Consider the following 14,605-nt stretch of genomic DNA (forward strand, 5'->3'; position numbering starts at 1 on the left):
CCGCCGCGCCGGATTCTTGGCGCGCCTGTCGTTGCTGCCTAGCGGAACCAGGCGCCCAGGTGCCCGTCGGTGCGTGCCAGCGCCGCGGGCCGATAGATATCCACCTTGGAGAAGAACTGGTCGACCAGGTAGATGCGGCCGTCTTCGTCCACGGCGATGCCGTTGGGCAGCATGTACTGCGCAGGGCCGCCCTGGGTGCCGCGATCACCAATGAAGAGCAGCAGTTGCCCTTCGTCGTCGAAGATCTGAAAGTTGCCGAAGGAGGTGTCGGCGACATAGACCCGCCCTTCGGGGTCCACGGCGATGCCCTTGGGTCGCGAGAACTGACCCATCTGGCGCCCCAGGGAGCCGAAGCTATGCAGGAACTCGCCATCGCGGTCAAAGGCTTGAACGCGGAAGTTGGCGCTGTCGACCACGTAGACGGTGCCGTCCGGCGCCACGGCGATGCCGCGCGGCAGGTTGAACTCGCCGGCCTCCCGGCCACGGGTGCCGATGTCGAAGAGGTGGTCGCCGCTCAAGCGGTCGAAGACGCGCACGCGGTGGTCGCGGCTGCTCACCCCGCCGGTGTCCACCGCATAGACTCGCTCGCCGACGGCATCCACCGCCACGTAGGAGAGGCGCTCGAAGGCCTCCGAGCCGCCCAGGGCGGTGAGGTAGTTGCCGTCGCGGTCGTAGATCACCACGCGACTCTGGGAGATGTCGGCGACATAGAGGTTGCAGTCGCGGTCGGTGGCCAGCCCCATGGGCTTGGCCAGGGCGCCGGGGCGGCGATCGCCGATCTCGAAGCTGCGACCCTCGACCGGGTCGAAGACGAAGACCCGACCGGCCACGGTATCACTGACGTAGATACGCCCGCGGCAGACAGCGACATCGAAGGGCTTGGGTAGAGTCTGGCCGCGGAGGTTCTCGCCGGTGACCATCATGCGCAGGCGGTTGCTGCCTTCGACCCGGGTCACCTGGGCGGTGCTGATCAACGTGGTGTCGAAGATGAAGCGCGCCTCGTCCGGCGGTTCGGGAAAGACCAGATCTCCACGCACCGTGTCGTCGACCGGACCGGCAGCACAGGCGCTTAGCAGTGCTGCCAGCGCCAGGCCTTGGAGTGATGCCAGCGAACGCATGAGCCTCATGGCGTAACGTCACCTCGGGCTGTGATAGGGTGTATTTCGCGCCGGCCGCAGCCAACGCCATGGTGAGACCATATATGGATATATCGTAACCATTATGTAGCGCAACCTCATATATGCCATACCGAGTCACCATATATGTAATACGGTATATGACATGCGTGATATGCCATGCGTGACATGCCATAGGGTCCAGCGACATAGCTCGTCGCCATGCATTGGGCTACGCATAATCCATGTGGCTACGCATAGCCCTTTGCATAACCGCATGGTACAACCGAATATCAGATATGATGAGGCCGCCCGACAGTGCCGAGATCAGACCTAGGTCCTATTTTTCCCGGCTGGCTGGCACTGTCTTGACACAGATCATGGTTTCATCATTAAAGGGCGTGACAGGCACGGCACACCCCACTGCCACTGTTGTCGCGGCGCAGCAGGTTCTCGCGCAGGCTGTGGGGGTCGTGGCAACTGGCGCACTCGACGTAGGGGATCGCTTCGCCGTCGCCGCCCGGGCGCGTATACAGGTGGATATCCTCCTTGCCACGCACCGCCCCACCGCCCATCCACCAGATCACCTGCTCATCGATCACGTCGCGCTGCGGCGGGTGGTACTCGGCGGTGGGCTGCGAAGGGAAGGCGAACAGCGCCTCCGTGTTCGCGCTGCGCGAGGTGGAGTCGTTGAACTGGCCACGGGCGTAGGCGATGCCTACCGGATGAGGACCATGCCCACTCCCGCCCCCCGCGACGGTGGCTTGCAAGGCGGTGCCGCCAAGGCCCGAAAGCACGCTGCGCGCCCCACCACCCTGAAGGCCGCCCACCGCCTGAGCCTGACTGCCGTCGTGGCAGGCCAGGCAGGCCAGCGAGATGCTACCGCCATCGCCGCCCTCGGCACCCTGGCTGCGCGCCAGGACATCGACGGTTTTATACCCGCGTTCGGGCAGCTCTCCTGCGGATTGCCATAGCGGCTGCTCGACGTCATCGGCCCGCCCACTGGGCGTGTGGCAGGCCATGCACACCTCGCGGTCGCCGGCTGGCACCGCCTCGCCGCCGCCCTGTTGGGCCGCCATATTGTGCGGCGACTGCTGCATGCCTGACTGCGCCTGGGCGCCGCCAGCGACGAGCAGCAGGAATAGCAACAGCAGGAACGGCAACAGCAGGAACGCCCTGCACTTCATGGCGCGCCCTCCGCGGCCAAGGCGCGAATTCGCGCCTGCCACTCGGCGCTGTCCCAGGCGCGCTCGCCAAGGATGCGCTCGCGCACCACGCCGTCGGCGTCGATCAGCAGGGTCTCGGGATAGGCACGCACCGCGAGCACGTCGTCGGTGACACGGGCGTCAGGGTCGAGAACCACCGGGAAGGTGATGGCGAGGCGGCGCAGGAACTCCTCGACCAGGAAGCGGTCCTCATCCACCGAGAGGCCCACCACCGTGAATTGCGCCTCGGGCAGGGCCTCGCTGAGACGCTGCAGCGCGGGCATCTCCCTGCGGCACGGGGGGCACCAGGTGGCCCATAGATTGAGCACCACGACGCGGCCACGCTGGTCGGCGAGACGCCAGGTCGTGCCGTCGGGCCGCGGCAACTCCAGCGCCGGGGCCGCCTGGCCGACCAACGGCGCGGGCGGCTCGCGCCCGGCCAGGGCCATCACGGCCAGCGCCAGGGCGGCGGCGCCGATCAGCCAGGCGGTGCGGCGCCTCATGGGGGCTCTCCCACGGCGAAGGCACCCTCTCTTGCGGCAAGGGCGTCGTCTATCACGACAAGGATGTCGTATTCCGCGACATGACCCGCTTCAGCCCCGGCAAATGCCTCTCCCGAGACAACGGCCCGCTCGGCTTCCACCGCCGCCTGCCACTCCCACAGGGCGGCGCGGGCCCGGGGCAGGTAGGGCTGCTCGGCGTCGCCGGCCAGGTGAATGAAGCTGCGCATGGCGCCCAGGGCCGCCTCCCGCTCGCCGAGGACCTCGCTGGCCATGGCCAGGCCGTAGTAGGCGTTGGCCTGATAGGGGTTGAGTTCGATGGCCGTGGCGAAGAAGTCGGCAGCGGGGCCGGGAGTTTCACTGCCGAGCAGGGCGAAGCCCATGTTGACGTGGGCCTCGGGCAGGCGCGGGGCGAGGGCCAGCACGCCATGCAGCGCCTTGATGGCGTAGTCGTATTCACCGGCGTGAAGCATCACCGCCGCCTGATTGAAGCGCTCGCGCAGCGCCGCTTCACCGGCTTCGCGCACGTGCGCCTCGGGGGCGCTGTCGGGATCGGCGAGCAGCGGGGGCGGCAATACCAGGGTGCCGCTGCGACTCAGGGCAAGTTCATCGACGGACTCGGCTGTACCGGTGTGCCCCGGCTCCCAGTCATCCAGTTCTGGCAGGTGATCGGGGGCCAGCAGCGATGCCGTGGGCAGCCGCGACAGGCCGAAGCCGATCACCACGATCGCCACGGAGGCGAGCAGTGCCGCCCTGGTTTTCCGGTCCATGATCATCCTCGCTTTCCGTCGGGGGACTGGGGCAGCGCTGCAGGCACGCCTCGGCGCGCGCCCAGAGCCAGCCACAGCAGTGCCACGAAGCCGAACACGCCGACAATGGCCGCCATGCCCCCCACGCCCATCATGGCCATGCCCGCCAGGGCCATCTCGTCGACGGGCGCGCCCGGTGTCTTGCGTACGCCGCCGTGGATGCCCGACCAGGCCAGCCCCAGCGCCATGAGAGCCACCCCGCTGGCGTAGAGCCCGAGTTGCCAGGTCTTCAGGCGTGTGGCGAGTCGCCGGCCACCGAGGTGTGGCAGCAGGGTGTATACGCCACCCATCAGCGCCAACGTCACCGCCCCGGTGACGGCATGATAGTGAGCCGGCACGAGCAGGGTGTCGCCGCGAATCAGGCTACCGAGCAGGGCGCCAAGCAGATATAGCCCCAGCGACAGCGCCAGGGTCAGCCGCGCGGCGAGGGGTACGGCCCGCCGCCCGCGCAGGCCGATCGCCAGTGCCGGCAGCAGCAGCCACCACCCCCCCACTACCATCAACAGGGTAAAGGCCTGGGCCTGACGGGGCGCCAGCACCGGGAGGGCCACGGCGATGACGAGTGCCGCCAGGGTCGGCAGCCAGCCGGCCAGCAGCCAGCCGGCGACATGGCTGGACGGTAACGCCCAGCGCCCCCCTCCCTGGGCAGCAAGCCATAACCAGACCACCCCCAGCAACTGGGCGTAGGCCAACTGCAGCACATGGCCCGCGCCCCAGAAAAGGCGCTCGTAGTAGACCGCCACGGGCAGCCCCCGGGGCAATTCGGCCAGGGCCAAAAGCAGCACGGCACCGGCCATCAGCACGCTGATGGCGACGCCGCACAGCCCCAGGTCGAGCACCGCGCCCAGCGTAGTCGGCCAACGACGCGGCCAGGCCAGCACCACGAATCGCGCCGCGGCAGCGGCCATGCCGGCAGCAAACAGCGCCAGACCGACCAGGAAGGCCGATTGATCGAGCACCGGCACGTAGTTGCTGAGCACCACCGGCGTCGTGCCCCCCACCAGTGGGGAGAGCAGCATCAGCAGCGCTCCGCCGCCGGCCATGCCCAGCGGTACGTCGCCAAGGCGGCCGACGACCGGACGCCGCCAGACCCACAGCAGGCCGGCCAGGGCCAGGCACCAGACCAGCACCGAGAGGTTGACATGCAGCACCAGCGCCTCGGCGAAGGCGATACGCCCCGCCAACAGCGTGGCGACGCCCGGCGTGCGTGCCGCAACCAGCAGCAGCGCCATGGCGGCGGACAGACCGAGCGCCGCCACGGCAAGCAGCAACCAGCCCAGTGCTCCGGGATGACGCGCACCGATATCCGGCGAAGAATGTGAGGTATTGTCACGCATCTGGCGGATAGTACCTGCGCCGGCAAGGGGCTCGACACGGACCTTGGTCCGATGCCGAGCGCAGCCTCTGCAGGTCACAGAGAGCATGATAGACTCGCCGTCACGTCCCTACACCGGAGGTTTGCATGTCATCACGTCTCCCTCTCCCTCTCCGCTTGCGCCACCGCCGTGGACGGCCATGATGATCCCGCGCCGCCGTATTGCGTTGGAGGGCCGGGACGCCCTGGCCTGGCTGCTGGCGCCCTGGCAGGCCGCCTCACGACGCGACGCCCAGGTGCGCGCCTTCGAGGCCGCCTTCGCGCGGAGTATCGGCGTGGGCCACGCCCGCGCCACGGCCAGCGGCCGTCTGGCGCTGGGCCTGATTGTCGATGGCCTGGGCCTGAGGCCCGGCGACGAGCTGGTGATTCCCGCCTACACCCTGGGCGAGCTGCTGCCGCTGCTGGAGTCGCGCGGCCTGGTGCTGGTGCCGGCCGACATCGACCCGGACACCTACAACATGACACCGACGAGCGTCCAAGCCTGCCTCGGGCCGCGCAGCCGGGCGGTGCTGGCCGTGCACATGCTGGGCGCCCCCTGCGACATCGAAGGCATCCTCGCCGTCACCCAGGCCCACGGGGTGCCGCTGATCGAGGATTGCGCCCATGCCACCGGCGCCCGCGTGGCTGGCCGGGTGGTGGGCAGTTTCGGCCGCGCCGCGCTGTTCAGCCTGGAGCCGACCAAGCCGGTAGCCGCCTTTGGCGGCGGGGTGCTGGCCACCGCGGACGATGCCTTGGCGGCCTACGTCGATACCGCCCTGAACGGGCCGTCGGCGTCGTCATGGCCCGCCCTGCGCAGAGCACTGTTCAAGGGGGCCGAGGAACTGGTGGTGCGCAGCCCCGCTTACGGCGTGCTGGCGCGTCACCTCTTCGACGACAAGCGCGCCAACCGCTTCGAGGCCTTCTATCGACGCGCCAATGCCCGTCGCCGTGGCCCCCAGCAGCACCTCAGCGCCTTCCAGGCCAACCTCGCCCTGCCCCGACTGGCGCGCCTGGATGCCCGTAACCAGCGCCTGGAGGCGGCCTGTGCGGCGCTCGCCGCCGAACTGCCGGCGCGATTTCGTCCCCAGCGGCGGGATGCCTTCGGCACCCCTGCCTTCTACCAGTGCGTGGCCCGCTTCGACGGCGATATTCGCCAACTGCGCCGCGCGGCACTGGCGCGGGGGGTCGACCTCGGCATCGGCGAGGAGATCATGAGCGACACCGCACACCGGCTAGGTCGCGACGACTGTCCCGGCGCCGCCCGGGTGTTCGCCGAGGCGGTTATGCTGCCGCTCTACGATGGCCTGACGCCCCGCCGACGCGACTACCTGCTAGACACCCTGCACGAGCTGGCCCGGGAACTGCCATGAGCGACGTGATTTTGGTGCGGGTCGACCGCGAGAGTGCGCGACACACGGCCCATCCTCGCCACTGCGCACCGCCACTGGACCTCAAGTACCTCCAGGCGGCGCTGGCCACGACCACGGGCGAGACGCCACCACTGATCGATGGCTGGCTGACACCCTTCTCGGTGGCACAGACGGCTGCCACTATCCTTGCCCGGCGCTCGCGTTACGCGGTGATCCGGGCGGTGACCTGGAACCTCGACGAGTCGATTCGCCTGGGGCGCACCCTGCGCCATGCCGGCGTGGTGACCATCGCCGTGGGCCAGCAGGTCGAGCATGTCACCAAGGCGGGTTACGACGGCTGGCACGAGGCCTATGACCTGGCGGTGGGCGGCGAACCCGAGGAGGAGGTGCCGCGCCTGCTCGGCCGGTTGCTGGCGGGCGAGCCACTCGAGCGACTGCAAGCGGAACAGGCCGGTTTCAGCACCGCCCTGGTGTGGGACCCCGAGGCGCTGCCGCGCCCGCGCTTCAGCGTCGATGAACTGGCCGACTACGCTTTCCCCTTCCCGACGCCCGGTCGCCCGGCACGACGCTGGGGGTACCTGCTCACCGCCTGGGGCTGTCCGCGCCCCTGCCGCCACTGCACGCTGATCGTGCGCAAGAGCGCGGGACGGCGACTGCGCACGCGTCCCGTCGAACAGGTCGTCGATGAGGTGGCGGCGCTGCGCGATGTCGGCGCCGAGGCGATTGCCTTCGAGGATGACTCGCTGCTGGTGCATCGGTCGCGGTTCCTGGAACTGGCCGAGGCGCTATGCCGGCGCAACCTGACACTGCCCTGGATGGCCAACGCCCGCCCCGACGAGCTAGACGACGAACGCATCGCCGCGGCACGGGAATCGGGGGCAACGCTGATCAAGCTGGGCATCGACAGCGGCTCGCCGCACATGATCGAGACGATCGGCAAGGCCGCCGACGGCGAGGCCTGGGTGGCCGCCGCGGCGTCGGGCAGCGCGGCGCTGCACCGCGCCGGCATTGCCACGGTGGCGATGTTTACCCTGGGCTTGCCCGGCGAGACCGAGGAGCACGCCCAAGCCACCCAGGCGCTGATTCGGCGGCTGCGCAGCGCCTATCTGCAGGTGCACCTCTACCGCCCCTACCCCGATGTCGACCTGTGGGACGACCTGCCCGATGCGCAGCGCATCCGCGGGGCTGACTACCACTACATCGTCGCGCCGAGCCAGTGCAGCGCGATTTCAGCGGCACGCATCGCCGCCTTGCACGGCCGCATGTACCGGGAGTTCTACCTGCGCCCCGGTTATGTCGCGCGCCACCTGGCGAGTTTCTGGCGCTACTATCTGTCACCCCATGGTGGCGGCCGGCTGCTCGCCCGCCTGCCCAGCGTGATGCGCTACCTGGTACAGCGCTGAAGGCTTGGGCGGGCCCAGTGTCGCCTCCGCGGCCGCGAGTACCGCATCCACGCCGATCTGCTGCAGGCACTGGTTGTCGGTACAGCGGGTGCGCCGCTGATTCGTGGCGCTGACGCAGGGCGAGCAGGCGAGCCCCACACTGAGCGTACGGGCATTGCCCAGCGGACGGTAGCGCAGCGGCGATTCGGGGCCGAAGAGCACCACCACCGGCAGCGGTGACACCGCGGCGAAGTGGGCCGGGCCGGAGTCGTTGCTGACCATCAGGCTGGCCAGCGAGAACAGCGCCGGCAACTCGGGCAGCGTCACCTTGCCGGCGAAGTCCAGGCAACGCGGGTTAGCCACCGCGGCGGCCAACGCCGTGGTGGTATCGTGCTCCTCGGCGGCACCGATCAGCGCCACGACGAGGTCGGGATGACGCGCCAGCAGTGCCCGCACCAGCGCCGCATAGGCAGGCAGCGGCCAGCGCCGCTGGGGCAGCCAGGCGCTGGCGTTGGCATTGATCAGCACCAGGCGCCGCCCAATGAGGCTACCCTCGGGCAGGCGGGCGGCCAGGGTCTCGCCCAGCCGCGCCCGCACTGCGGGATCGCCGGCACGCAGCGGCACCGTCAGCGCTAGCGCCTCGCCCCATGCCGCCGGCTGGTCGAGCCCAGTGGCGACCAGGCGTAGGTAGTTGCGCGCCATATGGACGTTTTGATCGTAGCGCACGGCCCGGGTGTAGAGCGCCCCGTGGCGCAGCCCCTCGGCCGTGAAGCCGACGCGGCGCCGTGCGCCGGCCAGCACGCCAAGCAGCGCCGAACCGTGGGAAAAGAGTTCCAGGTCGAGCACGGTACGCACCTGGTGGCGCCGCGCCCAGCGGGCCAGGCGCCACGCTTCGCCGGGTAGCTGCCAGAACCGCTCGACATGCAGGGCGAAGACCCGTTCCGGTGGCAAGGTGCCGGTGATCGCCAGTGCCGGGGCGTTGCGCGCCAGGGTGACGCACAGCGGCAGCTCACCCTGCTGGCGTGCCAGGGCACGGATCGCCGGGTCGGCAAGTACCATGCTGCCGGACTCGGAGAGCTGCAGCAGCAGCACGCGGCCCGTTGTTTCGTCCGCCCGTGCCTGGCGACGCCGCAGGGCCAGCCAGGCGGAGGCCAGCCAGGCAACCGGCGCGCCCAGCCAGCGGTCGAGACGGCGAAGGCGGTCAGGCGTGAGCATCAACGCACCTCATGGAGGGTCACATCATCCCCTTGTGGGGCGACACAGAGACGAAGGGCACCCCGAAGAAGGTCAGGAAGGCCAGCACGAAGACCCCCACCACCAGGACGGCGCTGGTCTGCGGCGAGGGCTTTAGGGTGACTCGCAGGTGCAGGGCGAAGGCGAGCAGCAACCAGGTAATGAACGACCAGGTCTCCAGCGGGTCCCAGCCCCAGTATCGCCCCCAGGCATCCTGGGCCCAGATGGCACCCGCTACCAGCATCAGGCTATGGAAGATCAGCGCCACCGCCATGAAACGGTAGGCGAGTTCGGCCAGGCTGTCGCTGACCGGCAGGCGGGCGAAGCGCTCGCGAGCCGGCTGCAGGTGGCGCAACAGGATGATCCCGGCAAGCCCCACCGCCACCAGCAGCATGCCGGAAAACAGTTTGGCGAAGCCGATGTGGATGAACAGCCAGGTAGTATCGTACTGACTGGGGAGGTGTCCGGGATGATTGTCACTCAATTTCATCCAGCCCATCATGGTGAAGATGACCGGCATCACGATGGCGCTGGCCGGCCGCACCACCGGGTAGCGCCAGTAGACGATCAGGAACACCAGCATGAAGCTCCAGATATTGCTCGACAGGATTTCGAACATCGTCAGGTAGGGGCCATTACCCAGGCGCACCCAACGCACCGCCAATGATGCCGTGTGCAAGGCCAGCCCCAGGGCGAGCAATGCCAGTACACTGCGTTCCGGCAAACGCTTGAGCACCACGCCGGTGATGGCCGTTGCGCCACCCAGCACGTAGCCGAGCACGGCGCCCCACAACAGCACAACTTCCCATAGTTCCATGCGTACTCCTCAACCTTGACGTGACGGCAAGGACGCCCTGGTGTCGTCGCCGGCGGGCACGTTGGCGTCGGTCTGCGCGCCCCTGTGGCGCAGTGCCTCACTCTCCACATAGCGCGGCCGCCAGGGGCGCCGATTGTACTTGGCCCAATAGTGCCAGCCCAGCCCGGCCACTCCCAGGGCGGCGGCAGCGAACAACCAGTGAATGGTCCAATCGTAATAGACGCGATAGCCCATCCAGGTGGTCAGGCCCATGTAGGTGAGATACCCCTCCGCCATTTCGACGCCGTCGCCAGGACGCAGTATCTGACGATTGTTGTCGAAACGCAGCAGCAGGTGGTGCGCTTCGGGCGCGCGGAAATGGGCAACCTGGTCAGCCGGCAGCACCTCTTCCTCGATCTCGAGCATGACCCACAGCGCCTGTTCGGCGCCGGGCGGGGTCCACTCTGCGGCCTGGCGATAATCATTCAGCGGGTAGCTCGGCAAGTGCACGCTGCCACGCTGCGGACGCGAGCCGTCGGCGGGTTCCCAGATGAAAATCGGCGCGAAGCCTTTATTGTGGGTGGTGTAGAAGCGGTACCCCTCGCGCACCAGCGGTGTGTTGTCGCCGATCACCATGGTGTGACGTTCGCCGCTCGCGTCGTGCCAGCTCACTCGGTTGTGAGTGCGGTCACGGCGCTGCCCGGGGGAGTAGTCGATGATGAAGCCTTCGTTGACGAACGAGACCGACGCGAGGTCGCCGGCGTGCCAGGAGCCTCCATCCTGCACTGTCAAGCGCCCCTCGAAGGCCTGGCCGGTGGCCACGTCGACATGCCCGTTGAGATAGGTGAGGCGTCCCGCCGTTACCAGCAGCAGGATCGTCAGCAGGGCCAGATGGAACACCAGCAGGCCGGGATGACGGCGGAACACCGGGCTGACCAGAAGGGACGCAGCCAGGTTGATGGCCACCAGGGCCAAGGGTACCACCAGCGTCCAGGTGGTGCGCAACTCGCTGCGCAGCGCCAGCCACACGCCGAGAGCCAGCAGCAGCAGCAGCACCAGAGTCAAACGCAGCGAGGCCAACCGATGGATTCCTTGCCACAAGAGCCCCATCACGCCCTCCCGGAACGAGGTGGCACGGGGGCTGCTCGCCATGACAGCAGCGACCGACCGCACGGGCCCAGGCGGCTGAGCGCCAGGCCGAGTAGCACGGCACTGGGCAGGGCGCCGAGTTGAAAGCCGAGCCGCGAGGCGATCAGATACAGCGGCAGAATCAGCGCCAGTGCCCCGCCCAGGCACAGGTATTCGCCGCTGCGGCCGCCACGGGCACGCAGGTCGGCGAGCAGCCAGGCCGCCGCCGGTACCACCATGATCAGGTCGTAGAGGTAGACCAGCGGTACAGCCAGCGTCGCCGCCAGGCACAGCACGGCGCACTGCAGCCCGTGGGTCGCGGGCTCGCTCCGGCCGCGGTACCAGACCGCGGCCACCAGCAGCACCATCGCACCGCTCGTCAGGAGTTGCACGGCCCAGGCGAATTCCAGGGACGCGCCGGCCAGGTTGACGGTGCTCAGCACCGAGGTCATGGCGTGCCAGGCGTAGGCGCCGGCGCCGAAGCCTTCCAGACTGAAGAGCAGCGTGCCGATGAAGCCGTACCAGGCATCCATGCCCAGCAGCAGTACACTGCCGACGACCATGGCCACCACGGTCAAGGAGGCCGAGACGAAGACACGCCAGTGCCCGCCCGCGGCCAGAGCGATCGGGATCAAGACCCCGAAGTGCGGCTTGACGCTGGCCAGGCCGATCAACACCCCCGCCAGCCAGGGCCTGCGGCGCAATTGCACCAGGCCCAGGGCGATCAGCCCGGCGATGAGGAACCCGGTCTGGCCGTACATCAGGTTGTAGAAAGTCGGCGGAGCGGCCAGGGCCAGCAACAGACCCCCATCGGGAAGAATACGGCGCATGGCCACCAGGTAGGGCACGGCGGTGAGTATCAACCAGGCGGCCAGCGACGGTAGATAGGCAAGATAGGCCAGCGGCAGCACCAGCACGATGAAGGTCGGCGGATACATCCAGGGCGGAAAGCCGACCCTGTCGAGCTGCTCATCCGTCAAGCGGTAGTCGTAGGCGGCATTGGCGGCGACACGCGCCGCCGCCGCCATGCGCTTCGGGTAGTAGAGGTTTTCCGGCGCTTCATGACGCGCCAGCAACGCCGCCCCGTAGGTGGGCGTGTAATCCGTCCAGAAGGGACGCTCCCCCGCCGCGGCGCCACCGTAGCCCTGGTGGTACTGCAGGGCGATGAAGGCCAGGTAGCCCATCACCAGCAGCCAGGCCAGCGGCCGCACAAGCGATCTTGCAGAATGGCTCATGGGGGATTCATGCAGACTTCGGTCATCCATGTCTCGCCGATGTCCCCGGAAGTGGGGCCGCAATCACTCTCTGACCAGTTGGCGTTCTGGCGAAAGTTGCGAATCTTGAGCATGGCGTTGCGGTAGTAGGGGCCGTTGCTGTAGGGCAACTGATTGTTGGGGATGCGCGTGCCTGGGTCGAGACCCACCTCGCGCCCGACGTCGTTGAGGTTGACCAGCAGCGCCTTGTTCTTCCAGCCGTGGGGCACGGCCACATGACACCAGTTGCAGCGGGTCCGGTTCATCTTGTCCTCGCTGCTGTGTACCTCGTGGCCGTCGCCACGGCTGGTGCGAAAACCGGTTCTACTGCCGGAGCCGGCGTAGCTGCTCTGGTCATGGCACTTGAAGCACAGTGCATTGCCCTGGCCGGAGCCCGAACTGGTGTTCCACAACCCCTTGAGCAGGAAATTGTTCTGCGAACCGTGGGGGCCCCAGGCCTGGCCGGTGGAAGGCTCGTGCTGCCCGGCCGGGGTGTTGGCGCCGTGGCAGTCGCTGCAGTACATGGTCTGGTTGCCGATGTTCTGGTTCCACGGGGGACGGAAGACGCTGGAATTCATACTATTGCGCAGCGACGCGGTGCGCCCGGTGGGCTCCATCACTGGATGCCAGGAGCGGTGGTTGTTGCTGTCGTAGCTGGCCCCCGCGGCGTTGCCCATGTTGCCGGGATTGCCCTGGTGCGCCAGAGGTGCCTGGAATTCACGGGCCTGATTGGTGTAGCGGGTGTAGTTGCTGCGCTGGGTGTCCGAGGGGCTGGTCAGGCCGGGGCCACCCAGCGGCGGGCGGGTGCTGCCGCTGGGGTAGACGTTGTCATCTTCGTAGGCGAAATCGGAGTGACACTTGAGGCAGATCTGGTACTCGCGGGTGACCCAACTGCTGCCCACGTCAGTGCTCGCGGCGATACCGCCGTCACCGCGCTTCTCCGTGTAGCCCATGGGCAGGTCGAAGAAGCTCTCGCTACTGTAGACCGGCTCGACCCCGAAGGTGCCGCGCAGCACCCCGGAGGCGAGATTGCCATCGGGGCCGCCAACCACATGGGTGCGCCGGCCATCATTGCGCGTACCGGTGAACAGTGAGTCGCGCATGACCCGGTGGGGGTTGTGGCAGTCGGTACACTCGGCATGGCGATTGTCCGGGTTGAGATAGCCCAAGGTGGTGCGGCTCTCGGTGAAATCGGCATCCCTGATGTCGTGTACTTCGCTGCTCGCCGGCTGGTCGGCGGTGGTGATGGGCATGCGCCTGGCCAACTGGAAGTCGCTGCGGATGTCCGGCACCGTGCCGGTGCCGCCCTCGACGATGCTGCCGAGCGAGGTGGTGTGGCACTGGTAGCAGGTCTCCTCGATGGCCGAGCTGCCGCCCGCCTTGGGGGTGGCGGTGCTGTCGGTGCCTTCGCGCAGCAGCCGGCGCGCTCCTTCGGTGGTATGCGGGTTGTGGCAGTTGAGGCAGCCCACCTGCCACACCTGGAGGCCGCGGGGAAACTGGCGAATGTCGGCGGGATCATCCTTGTAGACCTGGTCGGCCACGCTGGGGTCGGCGTGAGCCGAACTCGCCCAGGCTTCACCGAGCTTGTCGTGGCAGGCGAGGCATATCTGGTCGTTGTCCTCGGAGAAGGCCCCCCCACCGGCTGGATTCACCTGAAAGCGGTTGACGCGCAGGAACTTGTTGTATTCCCCCGGTTCATTGATATGCGGGTCGTGACAGGTGGTGCACTGCAGCAGGCCGTTGCCGCTGCCGTCATCCTCGAGCGGCAGCAGGGGCCGGTCACCGGCGCGAATGCCGATGTGAGCCTCGAGCGAGGGGTCGCGCAGTTCGCCGTCGGCACTGGCCAGGGCGCTATCGTAAGTGAAGGAGATGGGGTGATCGTTGGTCAGGTTGACACCCAGGTCGCGGGTATAGCCGGTGGTGGTGCCGGCACCGGGTGGCATGGTGCCGTCATCCGCCGTGCCTTGCATGGAGATGGAGCCGCTGCCCCCGCCGCGACCGGGTTCGTTGCGCACAGAGCCGATGGCCAGGGTACCGTCGTGACACGACAGGCAGAGGCGTGACGCACCCACCGGCTCGCTGAGATCGGTGGCATCCAGCGAGGCGGAGTCGTAGAGGGTGTAGGTGGCGTCTGAGAGGTCGCGGTTCCACAACGGCGAGGGAATCTCGCGGTTGCTGCTGTGTGGTGTGTGGCAGAAGACACAGAGCTGCGACTCGCCGGTTGCCGTGACCTCGCCGGGGCCGCTCACCGAGAGGTTATGCCGGGTGTTGGCGATGTCGGAGGCGCGCTGCGCCAAGGCCGGAGCGCTGAGCAACGCCAGCGCCAGGCCTATCGACAGCAGAACCGCAATCCGATTTCTCATCATGATCTCACCCAATGGCTCGCCTCACGGAACCCTCTCGTGGTTCGTGCTTCCATGTCGACAGACATTTGTTCATCACAGGCAACCCCGGTCTGAA

Annotated in this window: 12 protein-coding genes; 2 read left to right on the top strand and 10 right to left on the bottom strand. The window is 68.0% G+C overall.

All coding sequences use genetic code 11. From position 1 onward, the window contains the following. Positions 1 to 38 precede the first annotated feature (38 nt). The 5 genes from DU490_RS13025 to DU490_RS13045 all read right to left on the bottom strand — a co-directional run bounded on the left by DU490_RS13025 (position 39) and on the right by DU490_RS13045 (position 4,966). Entirely contained in the window at positions 39 to 1,127 is a 1,089-nt protein-coding gene (locus DU490_RS13025) for an SMP-30/gluconolactonase/LRE family protein (protein WP_114574722.1), read from the bottom strand. Between the two features lie 380 nt (positions 1,128 to 1,507). Further along, positions 1,508 to 2,302 carry a cytochrome c3 family protein gene (locus DU490_RS13030; RefSeq protein WP_220270500.1) on the bottom strand — a complete coding sequence of 265 codons (795 nt, stop codon included), beginning with the start codon at positions 2,300 to 2,302 and terminating at the stop codon, positions 1,508 to 1,510. Then, positions 2,299 to 2,823, bottom strand: a complete 525-nt coding sequence (locus DU490_RS13035) for a TlpA disulfide reductase family protein (RefSeq protein WP_114574723.1) — start codon at positions 2,821 to 2,823, stop codon at positions 2,299 to 2,301. Before DU490_RS13035 ends, DU490_RS13030 begins: the two co-directional genes overlap by 4 nt. Next, on the bottom strand, positions 2,820 to 3,590 hold the full coding sequence (locus DU490_RS13040; RefSeq protein WP_147270463.1) for a tetratricopeptide repeat protein: 771 nt from the start codon (positions 3,588 to 3,590) through the stop codon (positions 2,820 to 2,822). Before DU490_RS13040 ends, DU490_RS13035 begins: the two co-directional genes overlap by 4 nt. Positions 3,591 to 3,592: 2 nt before the next feature. After that, the gene (locus DU490_RS13045) at positions 3,593 to 4,966 is read right to left on the bottom strand and encodes a cbb3-type cytochrome c oxidase subunit I (RefSeq protein WP_181870044.1); all 1,374 of its coding nucleotides are present in this window, start codon (positions 4,964 to 4,966) and stop codon (positions 3,593 to 3,595) included. 178 nt (positions 4,967 to 5,144) lie between these two features. Between DU490_RS13045 and DU490_RS13050 the strand changes: the two genes are divergently transcribed. Together DU490_RS13050 and DU490_RS13055 are read left to right on the top strand one after the other, a co-directional pair. After that, complete coding sequence (locus tag DU490_RS13050; RefSeq protein ID WP_220270501.1) at positions 5,145 to 6,353, top strand: DegT/DnrJ/EryC1/StrS family aminotransferase; 1,209 nt, start codon at positions 5,145 to 5,147, stop codon at positions 6,351 to 6,353. Then, on the top strand, positions 6,350 to 7,756 hold the full coding sequence (locus DU490_RS13055; RefSeq protein WP_114574726.1) for a radical SAM protein: 1,407 nt from the start codon (positions 6,350 to 6,352) through the stop codon (positions 7,754 to 7,756). The genes DU490_RS13050 and DU490_RS13055 overlap by 4 nt, the downstream gene beginning before the upstream one ends. On the opposite strand, the gene DU490_RS13060 is transcribed toward DU490_RS13055, so the two are convergent. From DU490_RS13060 to DU490_RS13080, 5 genes are read right to left on the bottom strand one after another with little or no spacing between them, the layout of a single operon-like run. After that, complete coding sequence (locus DU490_RS13060; protein ID WP_114574727.1) at positions 7,688 to 8,950, bottom strand: glycosyltransferase family 9 protein; 1,263 nt, start codon at positions 8,948 to 8,950, stop codon at positions 7,688 to 7,690. The genes DU490_RS13055 and DU490_RS13060 overlap by 69 nt on opposite strands. 19 nt (positions 8,951 to 8,969) lie before the next feature. Further along, positions 8,970 to 9,785, bottom strand: a complete 816-nt coding sequence (locus tag DU490_RS13065) for a cytochrome c biogenesis protein (protein WP_114574728.1) — start codon at positions 9,783 to 9,785, stop codon at positions 8,970 to 8,972. Positions 9,786 to 9,794: 9 nt separating this feature from the next. Next, positions 9,795 to 10,916, bottom strand: a complete 1,122-nt coding sequence (locus tag DU490_RS13070; RefSeq protein WP_220270502.1) for a cytochrome c biogenesis protein ResB — start codon at positions 10,914 to 10,916, stop codon at positions 9,795 to 9,797. Next, positions 10,874 to 12,127 carry a glycosyltransferase family 87 protein gene (locus DU490_RS13075; protein WP_114574730.1) on the bottom strand — a complete coding sequence of 418 codons (1,254 nt, stop codon included), beginning with the start codon at positions 12,125 to 12,127 and terminating at the stop codon, positions 10,874 to 10,876. Before DU490_RS13075 ends, DU490_RS13070 begins: the two co-directional genes overlap by 43 nt. Beyond that, positions 12,124 to 14,511 (bottom strand): cytochrome c3 family protein, encoded by a 2,388-nt coding sequence (locus tag DU490_RS13080; protein ID WP_114574731.1) that lies wholly within the window; start codon positions 14,509 to 14,511, stop codon positions 12,124 to 12,126. Before DU490_RS13080 ends, DU490_RS13075 begins: the two co-directional genes overlap by 4 nt. Positions 14,512 to 14,605 lie beyond the last annotated feature (94 nt).

The sequence above is a fragment of the Halomonas sp. DQ26W genome (assembly GCF_003339685.1).
Taxonomy (GTDB): domain Bacteria; phylum Pseudomonadota; class Gammaproteobacteria; order Pseudomonadales; family Halomonadaceae; genus Halomonas.